Genomic DNA, 17,684 nt, shown 5'->3' on the forward strand with positions numbered 1-17,684 from the left:
GACTATGCGACCCATCCTCTCCCTCGCGCTCCTCGTCGCCGCGCCGGCTATCGCGCTCGCGCAGTCGACGCCCGTGCCCGCGCCCGGCGCGGAGACGTCCGTGCCGCCGCCGCCCGCGCAGGCCCAGCCGAAGCCGGAGGCCCCCGCGCCGCCCGCCTCGCGCCCGGACCCCGTCGTGCCCGAGGAGGCCCCGGAGCCCGCGCCCGAGCCCACCTCGGCCGAGGCGCCCGCGCCCGAGTCCACCCCGGAGGAGACGCCGGTGGTGGCCCAGCCCCAGCCCACGGAGCCCGAGGCGCCCGCGACGCCGGACGACGCGCCCGTGCTGGCCGCCGAGGCCCCGCGCACCACCGAGGCGCAGCAGCAGCGGCTGGTGCACGGCGCGCCGCTCTACAACCCGAACGTGTCGGTGCACATCGTCCAGAAGAAGCGCTTCGCGGACGAGGGCCGTCACGAGCTGGCGCTCTTCCCGGCGACGGTGCAGGTGAACGGCAAGTACACCAACCACGCCGGCTCGGCGCTCCAGTACGTCTACCACCTGCAGGAGAACTTCGCGTTCCAGGTGACGGGCCAGTACAACTGGTACTCGAACGAGAGCGGCTTCAACCTGGAGCTCATCGACAAGGTCCGTGAGCAGGCGCAGGCGGCCTCGTCGCTGCTGCTGGTGTGGGGCGCGCAGGCGGGCGTGGAGGTGACGCCCCTCTACGGCAAGTTCGCCTTCCTCAACGACTCGCTGGCGCAGTTCAGCGTGGTGCTCAGCGGCGGCGCGGGCATCGGCGCCACGCGCCACCTCATCCGCCCGGAAGTCGCCAACGAGGTGGACGGCCAGTCCTTCACCGTCCCGGCGCGCTTCGGGGACACCGGCAACAAGTTCCTCGGCTCGGTGGGCGGCGGCTTCCGCCTCCAGTTCGGCGAGTCGTACGCGCTGCGCATGGAGGTGCGCGACCTCATCTACACCGCCCGCGTGGACAAGGTGGACGGGTGCAACCTGGCGGACTTCGAGGCGCTGGAGGCGGCGCGCGCGAGCAACCAGGACTTCGCCTCGCTGCCGCTCAGCGGCAGCTGCAAGTACGAGAAGTTCGACGGCGTGGACCCGGACACGAAGAAGAACTACCGCGAGGACATCATCCTCGGGCGCGACCTGGTGGCCGAGCCGTCCTCGGACGTCCTCAACAACATCAGCTTCTACGCCGGCTTCTCCATCCTCTTCTGACGCCCATGAAGGCCCCACTCGCCATGAAACGACTGCTCAGCCTCTTCGTCGTCCTGGCGCCGCTCGCGGTGCCCGCCCAGCAGGACGTGGGCGGCTACAACCGCGCGCTGGCCGCCTTCAACGCCGGTGACTACGACACCGCCGCGCCCCTCTTCTTCCAGCTCTCCGAGGGCGCCGCCGACGCCGACGTGAAGGGCAAGGCGGAGTACTTCCTCGCGCAGTCCCTCGCCAAGAAGGGCCTGCCCGTCTCCGCCTTCATCTCCTACGCGGCCATCGTCAACGCCGGGCCCTCGCACCCCTCGTACCTCAAGGCGGTGGAGGGGCTGGTGGACATGCAGCAGCAGTTGGACGAACAGAACCTCATCCCCAGCATCCTCAACCAGGCCTACACCGACGAGGTGCGGGACAGGTGGGTGACGCTGCCCAAGGAGGTGCTGGCCCGCATCAACTACCTCGTGGGCACGGTGAGCCAGCGCCGCGGCCGCTTCGAGGAGGCCCGCCAGCTGCTGGAGGCCGTCCCGAAGGACAGCCGCGTCTACGCCAAGGCCCGCTACCTGCTGGGCGTCGTCCTGTCCGACCCGCGCTTCCCCGGCCGTCCCGGTGAGGGCGACGGGCTGGACAAGGAGGCCGTCTCCGCCTTCAAGGCCGTGCTGGCCGCGAAGGACCCGCAGGTGGAGCTGAAGCCCACGCAGCACCTGGCCATGCTGAGCCTGGGCCGCCTGCACTACCGCCGCGGCGAGCAGGCGGAGGCCACCGCCGCCTACGAGCAGGTGCCGCGCCATGCGCGCTACTGGGACCAGTCCCTCTTCGAGAACGGCTTCGCGCGCTTCCAGAACGAGGACTTCGGCGGCGCGCTGGGCAGCCTCCAGGCGCTCCACGCGCCTCAGTTCGAGGGCGCCTTCCAGCCCGAGTCCTGGATTCTCAAGGCGACCGTCTACTACTACTCGTGTCTCTACGATGAGGTGAAGACCACGCTGGCGGCCTTCGACGAGCTGTATGGCCCCATGGCCAAGCAGCTGGAGCCCTTCACCGGCGACGACGTGCAATTGGTGCAGGCGTACAACCTGGTGGCCGCGGAGAATCGCCGGCTGCCGCGCCCGGTGTACCTGTGGCTGCGCAACAACGAGCGCATCCGCGAGGTGATGCGGATGCTGGACCAGGTGGACCAGGAGAAGCGCTCGCTGAGCGGCGGTGGCTGGCGCGGCACCCCCATGTCGGCCCAGACGATGGGCTCGCTGGAGGAGGTGCGCGGCACGCTCCTGCAGGTCGGGGGCACGCTGGCCAAGAGCCGCATCCGCGAGGCGGCGGACAACCTGCGCACCTTCTCCGACCAGGCCGAAATCATCCGCGTGCAGACGGCGCTGGACGAGAAGGACCTGCTCCAGGCCGGTGTGGACCAGAAGACGCTGCTGACGCGCCAGTCGCTCTACCGCCCGAAGATGCCGGGTGCGAACTACAACTACTGGAAGTTCCAGGGCGAGTTCTGGATCGACGAGATCGGCTACTACCAGTACACGCTCAAGCGCGGCTGCCCGGCGAAGACGTCCGAGCAACAGCAACAGTAGGACCATGGGCCACAGTCGCCCACGGCTGTACCCACGAGGGGGCCGCCTCCGCGCAATGCTGGCGCCGGGGCCGCCCCCTCTGTCGTTGTCGGCCAGCGGAAAAAGCCATGGACTGACGTCGGGTTACGGTCCGCAAGAGTCGTTCCACGCCACTTCTCAATCCTGGAGTGCGCGTCTACTTTCCGTCGTCCCTTGTCAGTGGGCGCTTCGCCGCCCACGTGCCGGGTCGGCTTCACGGCAGGAGCTCGCATGAAGGTGGTGCTTCGTTTCGGTGCACTGGCGGTGGGCGTCGCGCTCGCAGCCGGTGGGGTGGGAGAGGCGGCGGAAGCGCCGGCTCGCAAGGCGGTGAGGAAGCCCGCGGCGGCGGCGTCGAAGACCTCCGGTACTGCGGAGAAGGGCAAGGCTTCGGGCAAGAAGGCCCAGGCGGAGAAGAAGGAAGAGGCGAAGGCACCTCCGCCGGGCGTGGCCCCGGAGGACGTGCGCAGCGGCCCCGCGCGGGTGAAGCCGGCGATTGCGAAGTTCGCGGACGTCCCCCGCATCGCGGACTCCAAGAAGGACGCGCTCGCGGACAAGAAGCGCGACGAGGCCATCGAGGCCCTCAAGCGCCTCGTCGGCAAGCTGCATGACGAGAACGTGCAGAAGGCGGAGATGCTCAGCCGCCTGTCGGAGCTGTACTGGGAGAAGTCCCAGTACCTCTACCGCCTGGAGATGGACCGCTTCCTCGCCGCGGAGAAGCAGTACGACGCGGCGCTGGCGCGGGGCGAGAAGCGCGAGGAGCCCAAGCAGGACCATCGCGAGAGCGAGCGCTACCGCGCCGAGACGATGGCCATCTACGAGGACATCCTCCGCGCGTACCCGAAGTACCCGCAGCGCGACGAGATCCTCTTCTCCATGGGCTACAACCTCTACGAGCTGGGGCGCCGTGACGCCGCCGTGGCCCGCTACGAGGAGCTGATCCGCGACTTCCCGAAGTCGGAGTTCGTGCCGGACGCGTACATCCAGCTCGGCAACCACTACTTCGAGAACAACAAGCTCGTCCCCGCCAAGCAGAACTACGAGAAGGCGCGCGACACCGGCGTGCCGAAGATCTTCGCGTACGCCATCTACAAGCTGTCCTGGTGCGACTTCAACACCGGCGACTACGCGGAGGGCATGAAGAAGCTCCACCAGGTGGTGGACTACTCCGCGAAGAAGGAGGAGCTGGGCGACCTGCGCACCGAGGCGCTCAACGACCTCACCGTCTTCTACGTGCAGCTGGATCAGCCGAAGGAGGCCATCAGCTACTTCAAGCAGAATGCCCCCGCGAAGCGGCAGGGCCGGCTCATCGCCAAGACGGCCGGGGGCCTGGTGGAAGCGGGCCACTTCGACAGCGCCATCCTCACCTACCGCACGCTCGTGGACGACGAGCCCATGGGCGCCAACGCCCCCGAGTACCAGCAGGCCATCGTCCGCGCCTACGAGGGACTCCGCCAGCGTCAGCAGGTCCGCAAGGAGATGAAGCGGATGGTGGACCTGTACAGCCCCGGCGGCGACTGGTGGAAGGCCAACGAGCGCCAGGCGCCCGTGCTGCGCAACGCCTTCAACGTCACCGAAGAGGCCATGCGCGTCATGGTGACGGAGTACCACCAGGAGGCGCAGAAGACGCGCCAGGTGGAGACCTACCGGCTCGCGCGCGACATCTACAAGCAGTACGTGGAGGCCTTCGCCTCCAGCCCCAACCCGGACTTCGTCGCGGACTCGGCCTTCAACATCCGGTTCTTCTACGCCGAAATCCTCTGGGCCCTGGAGGAGTGGCAGGCCGCGGCCGCCGAGTACGACGCGGTGGTGGCCTTCAAGATTCCGGACCGTGACACGGCGCGCGAGGTCTCCAACGAGACGTACCGCAAGAGCGCCGCGTACAACGCCATCCTCGCCTACGACAAGCTGGTGAAGATCGAGCGCGGCCAGCTCGCCAGGAGCGACCTCAAGGACGGCCAGAAGGTCGACGAGAAGAAGGACAAGGGCGACGTCGCGAAGCAGAAGATCGTCAAGCGCGACGCGAAGGAGCGCGAGGAGGAGCCGCTCACGAAGTTCGAGGACCGCCTCGTCTCCGCGTGCGACATCTACGTGAAGCTGTACCCGGACACGCAGGACGAAATCGACCTGCGCTACCAGGCGGCCGTCATCCTCTACGACCGCAGCCACTTCGTGGACGCGGCCCGGCGCTTCGGCGAAATCATCGAGAAGTTCCCCGAGGAGCGGCGCTCGCGCGACGCGGCCGACCTCACCATGTACGTGCTGGAGAGCCGCGAGGAGTGGCTGGAGCTGAGCACGCTGTCGCGGAAGTTCCTCGCCAACAAGAAGCTGTCCAAGCCCGGCACGGACTTCGCCACCCGCGTGTCCCGCGTGGTGGAGGGCAGCCACTACAAGTGGGTGGACGAGGTCGTCTACAAGAAGGAGAAGAACCCGAAGAAGGCCGCCGAGGAGTTCCTCAAGTTCGTCGCCGAGTTCCCCAGGTCGGAGAACGCGGACCGCGCGCTCACCTACGCCATGGTGATTGCGCAGGAGGCGGGGGAGATCGACCGCGGCCTCGAGGCGGGCGAGCGCTTCCTCAAGGAGTACCCGCGCAGCCCCTTCGAGCTGAAGGCGCGCTACTCGCTGGCCGGCCTCTACGAGAAGGTGGCCGAGTACCGCAAGGCGGCCACCATGGCCGAGTCCTTCATCACCGAGTACGACGCCGAGGTGAAGGCGCGGGAGTCCGAGGGGAAGAAGGCGAAGGAGCGCAAGGCCACGGCGCAGAAGAGCGACACGCCGGGAGCCGAGGACGCGGACTCCAAGCGCGCGCAGCGGGCCGCCGAGCGCAAGGCGCTGGTGGACGAGGCCGGCGCCTGGGTGGCGGACGCGCAGTTCAACGCGGGCGTCTGGTGGGAGGGCGCGGGCGAGCCGCAGAAGGCCGTGTCCGCCTACACCGCCTACGTGACGCGCTTCAAGGACCGCAAGGACGTGCCGCAGGTGGCGTACTCCATCGCCCTGGTCTGGGAGAAGGAGAAGAAGTGGACCGATGCGGCCCGGGCCTTCGCGTCCTTCGCGGAGACGTACGGGCGTGACTCGCGCTCCTCCGCGCAGCAGGTGTACCTGGCGCGCTACCACGAGCTGCTCGCGTACCAGCAGCTGAAGAATGTGCGCGAGCAGGAGCGTGCGCAGGCCGAGCTGGTGCGCGGCTGGAACAAGCTGCCCGAGGCCGCGCGCAAGGACGTGGCGGTGGTCAATGCCTACGGCCACGCGCGCTTCCTGGCGCTGGAGCCGGCGTGGAAGCGCTACACGGACATCAAGTTCTCGCGGGTGAACACCATCCGCCGCGACTTGAATGCCAAGCAGAAGGAAATCCAGCGCGTGGAGAAGGAGTACCTCGCGGTGCTCGCCACCGGCTCGGGCGAGTGGGGCATCGCCGCGCTCACCCGTATCGGCCTCGCGTATGCGGACTTCGCGCGCAACATCATGGACTCGCCGGACCCGCAGGGGCTCGACGAGGACCAGCTCTCCATGTACCGCGGTGAGCTGGAGACCCTCGCGCTGCCGCTGGAGGACAAGGCCACCGAGGCGCTTGAGAAGGCGCTGGAGAAGGCCTACGAGCTGGGCGTGTACAGCCAGTGGACCCTGGCCGCGCAGGACCAGGTGAACCGCTACCGGCCGGGCGCCTACGCGCAGGTCCGGCAGGTGGGCTACCGCGGCAGCGACTCCCTGGGCCGCGCGGACCTGGCCCGTCAGCCGGACGGCACCGCCGAGGCCTCCGTCGCTCCCGCTCCTGCGCCCGGGACTCCGGAGCAGCCGGCCGCGCCGGCCGCGCCCGCGGACAAGGCCCAGCAGGAGCCCTCCTCCGGGGAGAATGCTCCCGCGCCCACCGCTTCGCTGGGGGAGGTGCGGCCGTGACGCGCAACCGCTTCAACTTCTTTCATGCAGGGACAGGGAAGACGCAGATGAAATGGTTCCGCTCGTTCCTCGCCGGCTCGCTGGCCTTCACGGCCGCGTGCGCGTCGGGACCCCAGACGAAGCCGTCGGTCCTGCCGGAGACCCCGGCGCCCACGGCGCCCTCGGCCTCCAAGCAGGCCACGCCCGAGGCGCAGCAGCAGGCGCCCGCGCCGGTGCCGGCGGGCGGAGGCGCGAAGGAGCTGTTCGCCACGGCGCTCCAGGCGTACGAGGCCGGGGACCTGGACGGCGCTCGCCAGGGCTTCGAGAAGTCGCTCTCCAAGGACCCGCGCAGCCTCAACGCGCAGTTCAACCTGGGCGTCATCGCCGAGCGCCAGGGCCGCCAGGACGACGCGCGGGTGGCCTACGAGAAGGTGCTCCTCCTGGACCCGGGCCACGTGCCTTCCGCCGTCAACCTCGCGGTGCTGCACCGGCAGCAGGGCCGCTCGGACGACGCCGTCGTGGTGCTCGACAAGGCGCTGAAGACGCCGGGCCGCGAGCATGACGCCTCGCTGCTCAACAGCCTCTCGATTACCTACCGGCTGGCGGGGAAGCTGAACGAGTCCGAGTCCGCCGCCCGCCGCGTGCTGGTTCGCAACAAGGACAACCCGGAGGCGTACAAGAACCTCGCGCAGGTGGCCTATGCCCGCGAGCAGTACCGCCTGGCGGAGCTGCTGGCCGGCACCGCGCGCAAGCACGCGGAGAACGACCCGACCATCTACAACCTGCTGGGCATGGTCTACCTGAAGCTGGAGGACCGCTCCCGTGCGCTCGCCCAGTTCCAGAAGGCGGTGGCGCTCGACGAGAAGTTTGCTCCGGGCTTCCTCAACCTCGGCGCCATGGCGCTCAGCTACCGCGACTACACCGGCGCGGAGCGCTCCTTCACCAAGGCCACCGAGCTGGAGCCGGACTCCCCGGAGGCCCGCCTCTACCTGGCCTGGGCGCTGGACGGGCAGAAGGGCCGCGACTCGAAGAAGGGCCTCGCCGCGGGTGAGGCCTTCGAGAAGGTGCTCGCCACGCGCGCGGACCTGCCGGAGGCCGTGTGCGGCGCCGGGTGGGCGTATGCCGCGGATCGCGCCGGCTGGGAGAAGGCCATCGCATTCCTCGACCGCTGCAAGGGCTTGCAGACCACGACGGACCAGGACCGGCAGATGATCACCGCCAAGGTGCAGGGCCTGCAGAACATGCTCAAGGCCCCACCGCCCGAGCCTCCCGCCGCCACGGCGGAAGGTGAAGGCGAAGGTGAGAAGAAGGGCGAGGCCACCGGCGGCGGGGGCTCCATGCTCCAGCAATTGCCGCAGGAGCAGGGCGCGGCGCCCGCCGAGGGAGAGGCACCTGTCGAGGGTGCGGCCTCCGCCGAGGGCGCGGCTCCCGTGGCTCCGGCGGCTCCCGCACAGGGAGGGGCCCCGGCGGGCACTGGAACGCCCCCTGCGCCCCAGAACGCGGCCCCCGCGCCCACACCGGCGCCCTAGCGGACGGCAGTTGTGCGGGTCAGGTGGTGGAAGTTTTTTCCACCTGCCGGGCCGGCACGTGGCAGGCGGCAGGCAAGTTCCTTAGGATTCAGGGACTTGGGTTTGGATCGCGCTGTGCAATGGACCCGCGGGAACCTGTAGGAAGACCCGCTGTCTCACCCGATGGAGCGATTAGGGAGGCTCGGTATGAGGCGACTGGCATCGGTGGCGGTGGTGATGGGGCTGTGGATGGCGCCGGCGGTTGCGGTGGCGCAGGAGTCGAAGGACACGGTGAAGGTCATCCAGGAGGAGGACCGCACCGTCTTCCGGAAGAAGACGGTGATCGACTTCACCGACGTCGCGGTGGAAGGCGAGCTCACGAAGCCGGAGGGCTCGTACGTGCTCCACCGCAAGAAGTCGGACTTCCAGAGCCTCATCAAGGTCCGGGAGAACTTCGACCCGGAGTTGCAGAAGTCAGTCGATAACCTTTAGGGCGGCGGCGGTCAGTCGTTTTCGGGAGCGGAAGGGAAGAAGGAAGAATCCTCATGGCGGCGGCGAAGAACAACGGCTTGACGCTTCGAATCACCGGGCCTGATGGCTCCACGGTTGAGGCCGTGTCCGAAGCGGAGAGCATCATTGTGGGGTCGGGCGCCCAAGCGGCGGTGAAGATTCAGGACCCGAGGGTTTCGAACCTCCACGTGATGCTCAAGGTGGACAAGGATGGCTCAGTCACGGCCATCGATCTCGGCAGCGAGAGCGGCACGGAGGTGAGGGGCCAGCGGCTGGTCCTCCCCACGGCGCTCAAGCCCGGGGATGTCCTGATGGTGGGTGGCACACGGGTGGAGGTGCTCTTCGGAGCTCCCGAGCCCCTCCGTCACGTGCCCGCGGGCGCGAAAGTCACGGGGCCTGTCTTCCAGGGCTCGGTGACGACGCAGCGGGCACCCGTGGTGGTGACGGTGCCGGAGGTGGTGACACCACCCTCGGCACAGCACCCGCCACGCATGGTGTCGGCACCCATGTCCGGCAATCGCATGGAGGTGTCGGCGTCCGGCATGTCCGTGCGCACGGAGCGTCCGGTGGCATCGATGGCGCCCCCCGTGGCGCCTCCGGTGACGAACAAGGTCGGGCCCTCGGCCCCGGCCCGGACGGCGACTCCGCCGGCCACGGCGCCGGTCAAGCTGTCGAAGCCGGCGCACCTCCAGGAGCCCCTGCCCCCGGAGGCCATGCCGGCCCCCGAGGCGAAGGTGCTCCAGGTGGCGATGCTCTGGGGCGACCAGCTGCTGGAGGTCCAGCACTTCAAGGACGGCGTCCCCGTCACCATCGGCGAGGGGAAGAAGAACTTCTTCAACGTCTTCTCGCCGTCGGTGGGGCAGCGTCACGTGCTGGCGGTGAGCCACGCCGACAAGCTGGAGGTGCGTGCTCCGGCGGGTGCGGGCCTCATCGTCACCAACCGCGGGGACGTGCGCTCCAAGGACGCGCTCCGCTCGGCGGGCGCGCTCACCGGCGCGGTGTCGCAGGACAAGGAGCAGGTCCTCACGCTGGGCCTGCATGACCGGGTCGAGGTGTCACTCGGCACGGTGTCCTTCGTGGCGCGCTACGTGCGGCCGTCGCCTGCGATTGCGGCGAACTCGCTGGCCGAGGCGGACTTCACCTTCTTCAAGATCACCAGCATCTGCCTCCTGGCGGGCCTGGCGGTCATCCTGGCAATGGTGCTGACGCCTCGCGCTGAGCAGCCCGAGTCGGCGGACATCTTCTCGGACCAGCAGCGCGTCGCGAAGTTCCTCATCACCCCCGAGAAGAAGCTGGAGCAGAAGAAGCTCCAGCTGACGGGAGTGGAGGAGGGCGCCAAGGCGAAGGACGAGGAGGGCAAGTTCGGCAAGGAGGAGGCGAAGCAGGCGGAGGCGGCGCCTTCCAAGCCGGGCACCCCGGTGGTGGACAGGAACAAGAAGGAGAAGGACCGCCAGGTGGTTGGCAAGGTCGGCCTGCTGGGCGCGTTCAAGGGGCTGAAGGGCGGAGCCTCGGACGTGTTCGGCCCCGGCGGCTTCGGCACCGGCCTGAACAACGCGCTGGGCGGCCTCAAGGGCGGCGCGGCCATGGGTGACGCTCAGGGTGTGGGCGGACTGGGCTCGCGCGGCACGGGCACCGGCGGTGGCGGCACGGCGCTGGGCATCGGTGGCCTGGGCACGCAGGGCACGGGGCGCGGCGCGGGTGGCTCGGGTGGCATCGACCTGGGCGGCCGCGGCAAGTCCATCACCAAGGTCATTCCCGGCAAGACGACGGTGGTTGGCGGCCTCGACAAGGACGTCATCGCCAAGGTCATCCGGCGCCACCAGGGGGAGATCAAGTACTGCTACGAGTCCGAGCTGAACAAGGACCCGAGCCTCGCCGGCAAGGTGGCCGTGGCCTTCACCATCGACCCGACGGGCGCGGTGTCGGACGCCAACGTCTCCGAGACGACGCTGAACAACTCCAAGGCGGAGCAGTGCATGCTGTCCCGCATCCGCCGCTGGAAGTTCCCGGAGCCCAAGGGAGGCGGCGTGGTGTCCGTCACCTACCCGTGGCTCTTCTCGCCGGCCGGTGGTGAGGGCGGCGAGGGGTAGTCCTCGCCGCCGGGTCGGCAACATAGATGTTCTCTAGTGGCGTGGACGAAGCGGTCCACGCCACTTTCATTTCCGCCCCTCGTTGCCGGAAGGCGGGGGGCATCATTAACGTCCAGCGCCGCTCCCGGGATGCGCCGGGAGGGCACGCGTGTCGGGAGGACCCGTGAAGAAGTCCCAGCTGATCGCCGCGCTTGCGCTGCTGTCGTCTCCGGCCCTGGCGGCCACGCCTCCGGAGGGGGTGGAGTTCCAGCCGCGTCGCGGCTTCTTCACCGAGACGGACATCGGTGTGTTCTTCACCCTCGGCGGGGAGAACGCCTATTCGAACGCGCAGACGTACCTGCAGCTCGGGCTGGGGTACGACCTGACGGAGAAGTTGTCGCTGGGGGCGCACTTCGGCCTCGGCTCGTCGGCGCAGAACTGCTTCGCGGGATACCTGCCGGGCACGGAGACGTGCGCGCTGTCCGACAACTTCACCATGACGTTCCTGGACGCCACGGCGGCGTACCACGTGCGGGTGATGGACCGGCTGTTCCTGACGCCCAAGGTGGTGGCGGGCTACACGCGGTTGGACCCGGCGCCGGTGGACCCCGACGCGGGCGACCCGGGCCGCGCCATCAGCGCGCCGAACGCAGGCCTCGGCTTCGGCATCGAGTACGCCACGGGCATGGACCACTTCTCCGTGGGCGCGGACCTGCTGGCCCGCTACGTGATTGGCCCCAACATCACCGCCTTCTCCATCTTCCCGAAGGTGAAGTACACGTTCTGAGCCCTGCGCGAGGCCTCGAGCCCGCGCCCGTGTGGCGGCTCTACGCCACCGCGCGCCTGCGCACCGGCACCGGCGCGGATGCCTCGACGGAGGCCTCCCTCAGCCCGGCCAGGATGGACAGGCGGTCCTCATCCAGGATGCGCCGCGTGGTGACGCGGTCCGGGTAGCACCGCATGAACATGTTGGTGAAGTGCGTGCCGTAGTGGATGAACTCCTCGCTCGGCGGCCCCATCAGCGGGCGGACGCACGCGTCGAAGGCGGGCTCGTGGAAGTACGCCATCGAGTAGCGCTCCCGCGTGTTGAGCCGGACCTGGTGCGGCGTGGACAGCAGATAGCCATTCGTAATGAATTGCAGGATGTCACCGGGGAATACGGTGAGCACCTTCGGCACCGGCTTCACATAGGTCCACGGCTCCTCATTCTCATACATGCCCGCGGAGCTCTCGGTGGCCAGCCAGTTGCGGTTCCGCGGCTCGCCCTCCACCGGCGGACGCACCAGCAGGCCGCCCACGTCGTCCTGGGCGGCGATGACCAGCAGCCCGTAGTCCGTATGGGCGCCAATGCCTCGCGCCGACTTCGAGGACTGCGCCGGGAAGCGCAGCACGCGCATGTGGTGCCAGCCGTCCCGCGTCAGACGCGTCAGTGCGTCCAAGTCCAGCCCAAGCCCCAGCGCCGTCAGCTTCAACAGTCGCTCGCCGACGGAGCCCAGCGCGTCGGTGAAGGCTGTCATGCCCTGGCGGTAGTCCGCGTCCGGCCACGGCGCCGGGCCATGGCAGGGCCACTGCGCCCGCACCCGTGAGTCCTGCAAGGACACGTCCTGGGTGACGGTGAAGATCTCCGAGTAGTCGGCCTCACCGGCGGTGACCTCCTCGCCGGACCTGATGTAGCCGCTATAGGTCAAATCACTCACGCAGCACGACCTGGTCTCCAATGGCAGACGGAAGAACCGTCGGCTCGACTCGAACGCGCGCTCGGTCGTCCCTTCCAGCGTGGGGTTCATCGCGACCTGGAAGATGCCGTCGCTCCGCCACGCGCGAATCATCCGGTTCGCCAATTCAATATCCTGCGGCTGCCCGGACACGGAGTCGGGCAGGCAGAACGTCTGCAAGTCAGTCATTGAGGGGGCTCTCGATTGCCGTTGCGGGCCGGGGGTAGCCCTTGCAGTGCGGCGCGTCCGGTGCCCCCCGTGAGGCAATTCAAGTGAAAAGGCTCGGAACGGAGGAGCTGAATTCCAGACTGTCGAGAACTTAAAACTGGCTCAGAGTGGACGTCAACCTGCCCCCCGGGGAGGGCGTGTCGTCATACCTGAAACATTGTGCCTGGAACGCACATGGGAGCGCCGGCCACCCCAGACACACGAAGGGCCCGCTCCCTGACGGGAACGGGCCCTTCTGCTACAGCAGCATCAGCTCACGGGCGTGACTACTCGCCCGCGGCGCGCTCCTCGCGCTTGCGGTCGCGCTCGGCGCGGTAGCGCTCGCCCACGGCCAGCGCCTTCTTGCGCATGCGAATGGACTTGGGCGTCACCTCGACCAGCTCGTCGTCGGCGATCCACTCCAGGGCCTTCTCCAGCCCCATCTCGCGCGGCGGGACGAGGATGACGTTCTCGTCGCGGCCGGCGGCGCGGATGTTGGTGAGCTTCTTCTCGCGGCAGCAGTTGACGTTCAGCTCGGAGGGGTGGGCGTGCTCGCCGATGATCATCCCCTCGTACACGGTGACGCCGGCAGTCACGAAGAGGTACCCGCGCTCCTGGATGCTGAACAGCGCGTAGGGCACGGTGTCGCCCAGGCGGTCGGAGACCATGGCGCCGTTCTGCCGCTTCGGGATGTAGCCGAACCACGGCTCGTAGCCGTCGAACTGGCTGCTCATGATGCCCTCACCGCGCGTAATCGTGAGGAACTCCGAGCGGAAGCCGATGAGGCCGCGGGCGGGGATGCGGAACTGGAGGCGGGTGCGGCCCGAGCCCAGGGACCCCATGTCCTTCATGCGGCCCTTGCGGGGCCCCAGGCGCTCCGTCACCGCGCCCACGCTGTTCTCGGGCACGTCGCAGAACAGCAGCTCCATCGGCTCGTGCATCACCCCGTCGATGGTCTTGGTGATCGGCTCCGGGTTGGAGGCGGTCAGCTCGTAGCCCTCGCGGCGCATGTTCTCGATGATGACGGCCAGGGCGAGTTCGCCACGGCCCACCACGCGGAACGCGTCAGGCGTCTCGGTGTCCTCCACGCGGACGGACACGTTACGGTAGGACTCGCGGTAGAGGCGCTCACGCAGGTTGCGGGAGGTGACGAACTTGCCCTCCTTGCCCGCGAGCGGCCCGTCGTTCACCTTGAAGATCATCATCATCGTGGGCTCATCCACGGTGATGCGGGGCAGGGCCACCGGCTTCTCGGGGTCGCCAATGGTGTCGCCGATGGACACCTCTTCGATGCCGGCGATGGAGACGATTTCACCCGGGCCCGCGTCGGCAATCTCGACGCGCTTCAGGCCGGAGAAGCCGTACAGCTTGACGATTTTGCCAGGCTGGACCTTGCCCCCCTCGCGCACGACTGAGACGGGCATGTTGGGGGTCAGCCGACCTGCCTGCACGCGGCCCACGGCGAGACGGCCCACATAGTCGTCGTAGTCCAGGTTGGCCACGAGCAGCTGCGGGGTCTTCTCCTCCGAGGCGGGCGGAGGCGGGATGTGGCGGATGATGGCGTCGAACAGCGGCTCCAGCGTCTTGCCCGGCTCTTCCAGCTTCGTGGAGGCCTGACCCTGGCGCGCCACGGTGTAGAGGACGGGCATCTCCAGCTGCTTGTCGTCCGCGCCCAGGTCGATATAGAGCGAGTAGACCTGATCGAGCACTTCCGGCGCGCGGGCGTCCTGGCGGTCGATCTTGTTGATGACCAGCACCGTCTTCAGGCCCATGGCGAGCGCCTTGGTGAGCACGAAGCGCGTCTGGGGCAGGGGACCTTCGGCGGCGTCCACCAGCAGCACGACGCCATCGACGAGGCGCAGACCGCGCTCCACCTCACCACCGAAGTCGGCGTGACCCGGGGTGTCGATGATGTTGATCTGCATGCCCTTGTAGCTGACCGCGGTGTTCTTCGCGAGAATGGTGATGCCCTTCTCGCGCTCGAGGTCGTTCGAGTCCATCACCCGCTCGGCGACGTGCTCGTTGCTACGGAAGGTGCCCGCCTGCCGCAGCAGGTGATCGACGAGCGTGGTCTTGCCATGGTCAACGTGAGCGACGATGGCGATGTTACGGATGTTTTCGCGAGGAATCATACGGACCGAACTGTGATGAAGGTGGGGGAACGCCCGAGACACCCGGGGCTTCCGAACCCCACTGGAACCCGGAAGGCGGGCGCTTATATGCCGCGAGTGCGACTCCTGCAATGAGCGCGGACGTCCACCAGCCAGGCAGGAAGGTCCTACCCCCTGGTACAGCGGCCCCGCGTCTCCGGACCTTCAACCCCCGGGACGCATGATTTCACTCTGACTACGCGCCGTTACCTGCCCGCCACGAGGGTCAGGAGCCAGGCGCGGAGCCCTCTGTCGGCCCGGGTGTCGGGGCCTGGGAATCCGCCTCCAGCGGAAGCGGACGCGAGCTGGCGGAGGTGCGCACGCTCAGTTGCTCGCGGAGGAAGCGCTCCACGCGCACCTCCACCTGTCCGGGGGCCTCCAGGGGGGCGGTGTGGGTGCCCTCGGGGATGAGCATCAGCTCCGCGCCCGGAATCTGGGCGGCCATCTTCCGGGAAATCCACCCGGGGGTGAACCTGTCGCGCTCTCCGGCGATGACGAGCGTGGGCACGTCCACATGGGACAGGTGGTCCCACGCGTTGTGCTCGGACAGCGAGTCCAGGGTGCGCACGAAGACCACGGGGTCCATGCGGGCCAGGTGGTCGAAGTAGGGGGCCAGGTCGTTCCGGGCGATGCGCTCGCGGTTCATCTCCAGGCTGATGGCCAATTGCACTGTCAGCTCCGTGCGGAGCGCGGCATGGATGATGCGGGCGGACTGCTCGGGGAAGCGCTCCACCACGCGGCGGATGACGGGGAAGAGGCGCTTGAGGACGGTGGAGTCGTGGAAGGTGTCCAGCGGGTTGCCGTAGCTGCCACACAGCAGGACGAGCCCGCAGACGCGGCTGGCGTAGCGGCGGTGGAACTCCAGCGCCACCTGCACGCCCATGGAGTGGCCGAAGAGCACGGCGCGCTCCAGGCCCGCGGCGTCCATGATGCGCTGCAGGTCATCACACGTGTACAGCATGCCGATGCGCGTGCGGTCATCCGGAATGCCGGAGCGGCCATGCCCCCGGTAGTGCCAGCGCAGCACGCGGTGGCGCCGCGCCAGGTAGGGGGACAGGTACTTCCACGCGAAGCCGTCACAGCCCAGGCCGTCGCAGAGGACCATGCCCGGCAGGCCATCGCCGAAGGCCTGGTAGTACAGCTCCGCGCCGTCGGGGACTCGCAGCCGGTCCTGGTGGAAGTAGAGGGGCTCGGGGCTCATGCCTCACCCACCTCGGCCTCGTCGTCGGGCATGCCCTTGTCCAGCCCGTAGCGGGAAATCTTCAGGATGAGGTTGGAGCGGCTGATGCCCAGCTCTCGCGCCAGCCGGCTCTTGTTGTAGCGGGTGCGCAGCAGGCCCTGCTGAATCATCTCCCGCTCCAGCGCCTCCACCGCCTCGTGCAGCTTGCCGTGCGCGCGCGGGGGGATGAAGGGGCCGCCCCCGGGGACGACGGCGTCGCGGATGCGGCTGGAGATGAGCTCGGCGGGGATGGTCTCCAGGTCTCCGCCCAGCACCAGGAGCCGCTCAATCTCGTTCTCCAGCTCGCGGATGTTGCCCGGCCACGCGTAGGCCCCGAGGATGGCCAGGGCCTCCGCGGCCAGCCCCCGCGCTCGCTGCCCGTCGCGGTGGTGCTTGCGCAGGAAGTGGTCGATGAGGACGGGCATGTCGTCGCGGCGCTCGCGCAGGGGCGGCAGCTGCAGGCGGATGACGTTGATGCGGTAGAAGAGGTCCTCGCGGAACTCGCCCCGCTTCACCAGGTCGCTCAGGTCCTTGTGCGTGGCGGCGATGACGCGGACGTTGACCTCCTTGAGCTGGGTGCCGCCCACGGGCAGGAAGGTGCCCTCCTGCAGCACGCGCAGCAGCTTGACCTGGAGCGCGGGGGACATGTCGCCCACCTCGTCCAGGAAGAAGGTGCCGCCGTCGGCCACCTCGAACAGGCCCTTCTTGTCGCGCAGCGCGCCGGTGAACGAGCCGCGCGTGTGGCCGAAGAGGGCGCTCTCCAGGAGGTTGTCGTTGAAGGCCGAGCAGTTCTGCACCACGAAGGGCTGGTCCTTGCGAGGCCCGTTGTGGTGGATGGCGCGGGCCACCAGCTCCTTGCCGGTGCCGGACTCGCCGTTGATGAGGACGGTGGAGTCGGAGTTGGCCACCTTCTCCATCAGCCGGAACACCTCCATCATCGGCCCGGACCGCCCGATGATCTTCTCGAAGCGGTAGCGGTCGCTCATCTCCGAGGTGAGCGAGTGGAGCGTCTCGTCCTTGCGGGACAGCTCCACCTCGTAGTTGGCGATCTCCGTCACCGCGAACTCGAGCAGGTCGGACAGCTTGCTCAGCTCGGCGCCGTCCAGCACGGGCACCCGGTCCCCGGCGCGGTCCAGGTCCGAGTTGGGCGGGGCGAACTGGAGCATCTTCGCCTTGAGCACCTCCGCGTCACGCGCGCTGAGCGGCTGGCGGGCGAAGCCCTCGACGAAGAGGAAGCCCTCGTACTCGTTGTTGATATAAAGAGGGGCCCCGACGAGAGTGAAGTTGAGGTGGCAATCGTGGAAGAGCGCCCGGCGCAGCTTCTTGCTGGCCCTGAATTTCTCGTGCAGTACCCGCACCGACTGCCCGCAGCGCCGCAGCCCCTCCTTGGAGAAGAGCGACATGCGGCAGAAGTCGTTCGGCGGCGGGACGATGTCGCCGCGCTGCCAGTCGTGCACCACCCCATGCCTGTCCGCGTACGAGAGCTCCACCTGCCACCACTTGCGGATGACATCTCTCAGCATGATGATGGTGTGCAGGTTCAGGTGCTTCTCGAAGTCCATCCCCACCTCCGTGTGCCCCCTCGCTCGGGGCTGGGGACACCGGGTCGTCGGAAATCGAATCCTCGTCTCTCATACCCCATG

The 17,684-nt window shown here is 68.5% G+C and carries 11 protein-coding genes; 7 read left to right on the forward strand and 4 right to left on the reverse strand.

What is annotated here, in order from left to right; translation table 11 throughout:
- Window positions 1–4 precede the first annotated feature (4 nt).
- From G4D85_RS46315 to cglE, 7 genes are all read left to right on the forward strand, one after another.
- Window positions 5–1,210 (forward strand): outer membrane beta-barrel domain-containing protein, encoded by a 1,206-nt coding sequence (locus tag G4D85_RS46315; protein ID WP_164021150.1) that lies wholly within the window; start codon window positions 5–7, stop codon window positions 1,208–1,210.
- Window positions 1,211–1,233: 23 nt separating this feature from the next.
- A complete protein-coding gene (locus tag G4D85_RS46320) occupies window positions 1,234–2,775 on the forward strand; it encodes a tetratricopeptide repeat protein (protein ID WP_164021152.1) in 1,542 nt (513 codons plus the stop codon).
- Between the two features lie 249 nt (window positions 2,776–3,024).
- Window positions 3,025–6,684 carry a tetratricopeptide repeat protein gene (locus G4D85_RS46325; protein ID WP_164021154.1) on the forward strand — a complete coding sequence of 1,220 codons (3,660 nt, stop codon included), beginning with the start codon at window positions 3,025–3,027 and terminating at the stop codon, window positions 6,682–6,684.
- Between the two features lie 47 nt (window positions 6,685–6,731).
- On the forward strand, window positions 6,732–8,192 hold the full coding sequence (locus G4D85_RS46330) for a tetratricopeptide repeat protein (RefSeq protein ID WP_164021210.1): 1,461 nt from the start codon (window positions 6,732–6,734) through the stop codon (window positions 8,190–8,192).
- Window positions 8,193–8,378: 186 nt separating this feature from the next.
- A complete protein-coding gene (locus tag G4D85_RS46335; protein ID WP_164021156.1) occupies window positions 8,379–8,663 on the forward strand; it encodes a hypothetical protein in 285 nt (94 codons plus the stop codon).
- 53 nt (window positions 8,664–8,716) lie between these two features.
- The gene (locus G4D85_RS46340) at window positions 8,717–10,771 is read left to right on the forward strand and encodes a TonB family protein (protein WP_164021159.1); all 2,055 of its coding nucleotides are present in this window, start codon (window positions 8,717–8,719) and stop codon (window positions 10,769–10,771) included.
- 163 nt (window positions 10,772–10,934) lie between these two features.
- Window positions 10,935–11,537, forward strand: a complete 603-nt coding sequence (gene cglE / locus G4D85_RS46345; protein ID WP_164021161.1) for an adventurous gliding motility protein CglE — start codon at window positions 10,935–10,937, stop codon at window positions 11,535–11,537.
- Between the two features lie 40 nt (window positions 11,538–11,577).
- Here the strand turns inward: cglE and G4D85_RS46350 are convergent, their stop codons facing one another.
- The 4 genes from G4D85_RS46350 to G4D85_RS46365 form a co-directional block, all read right to left on the reverse strand.
- On the reverse strand, window positions 11,578–12,654 hold the full coding sequence (locus G4D85_RS46350) for an isopenicillin N synthase family oxygenase (RefSeq protein ID WP_164021163.1): 1,077 nt from the start codon (window positions 12,652–12,654) through the stop codon (window positions 11,578–11,580).
- Between the two features lie 305 nt (window positions 12,655–12,959).
- The gene (gene typA / locus G4D85_RS46355; protein ID WP_164021165.1) at window positions 12,960–14,804 is read right to left on the reverse strand and encodes a translational GTPase TypA; all 1,845 of its coding nucleotides are present in this window, start codon (window positions 14,802–14,804) and stop codon (window positions 12,960–12,962) included.
- A gap of 244 nt (window positions 14,805–15,048) precedes the next feature.
- Window positions 15,049–16,023: an alpha/beta fold hydrolase gene (locus tag G4D85_RS46360; protein ID WP_164021167.1), complete on the reverse strand. Its 975-nt coding sequence runs from the start codon at window positions 16,021–16,023 to the stop codon at window positions 15,049–15,051.
- The gene (locus G4D85_RS46365; RefSeq protein WP_164021169.1) at window positions 16,020–17,603 is read right to left on the reverse strand and encodes a sigma 54-interacting transcriptional regulator; all 1,584 of its coding nucleotides are present in this window, start codon (window positions 17,601–17,603) and stop codon (window positions 16,020–16,022) included. The genes G4D85_RS46360 and G4D85_RS46365 overlap by 4 nt, the downstream gene beginning before the upstream one ends.
- Window positions 17,604–17,684: the final 81 nt, after the last annotated feature.

This window comes from Pyxidicoccus trucidator (genome assembly GCF_010894435.1).
Classification (GTDB): domain Bacteria; phylum Myxococcota; class Myxococcia; order Myxococcales; family Myxococcaceae; genus Myxococcus; species Myxococcus trucidator.

Excerpts from the sequence above, each read along its gene's own strand:
- G4D85_RS46315 (WP_164021150.1), top strand. The coding sequence starts at position 5 with ATGCGACCCATCCTCTCCCTCGCGCTCCTCGTCGCCGCGCCGGCTATC.
- G4D85_RS46320 (WP_164021152.1), top strand. The coding sequence starts at position 1,234 with ATGAAACGACTGCTCAGCCTCTTCGTCGTCCTGGCGCCGCTCGCGGTG.
- G4D85_RS46325 (WP_164021154.1), top strand. The coding sequence starts at position 3,025 with ATGAAGGTGGTGCTTCGTTTCGGTGCACTGGCGGTGGGCGTCGCGCTC.
- G4D85_RS46330 (WP_164021210.1), top strand. The coding sequence starts at position 6,732 with ATGAAATGGTTCCGCTCGTTCCTCGCCGGCTCGCTGGCCTTCACGGCC.
- G4D85_RS46335 (WP_164021156.1), top strand. The coding sequence starts at position 8,379 with ATGAGGCGACTGGCATCGGTGGCGGTGGTGATGGGGCTGTGGATGGCG.
- G4D85_RS46340 (WP_164021159.1), top strand. The coding sequence starts at position 8,717 with ATGGCGGCGGCGAAGAACAACGGCTTGACGCTTCGAATCACCGGGCCT.
- G4D85_RS46350 (WP_164021163.1), bottom strand. The coding sequence starts at position 12,654 with ATGACTGACTTGCAGACGTTCTGCCTGCCCGACTCCGTGTCCGGGCAG.
- typA (WP_164021165.1), bottom strand. The coding sequence starts at position 14,804 with ATGATTCCTCGCGAAAACATCCGTAACATCGCCATCGTCGCTCACGTT.
- G4D85_RS46360 (WP_164021167.1), bottom strand. The coding sequence starts at position 16,023 with ATGAGCCCCGAGCCCCTCTACTTCCACCAGGACCGGCTGCGAGTCCCC.
- G4D85_RS46365 (WP_164021169.1), bottom strand. The coding sequence starts at position 17,603 with ATGGACTTCGAGAAGCACCTGAACCTGCACACCATCATCATGCTGAGA.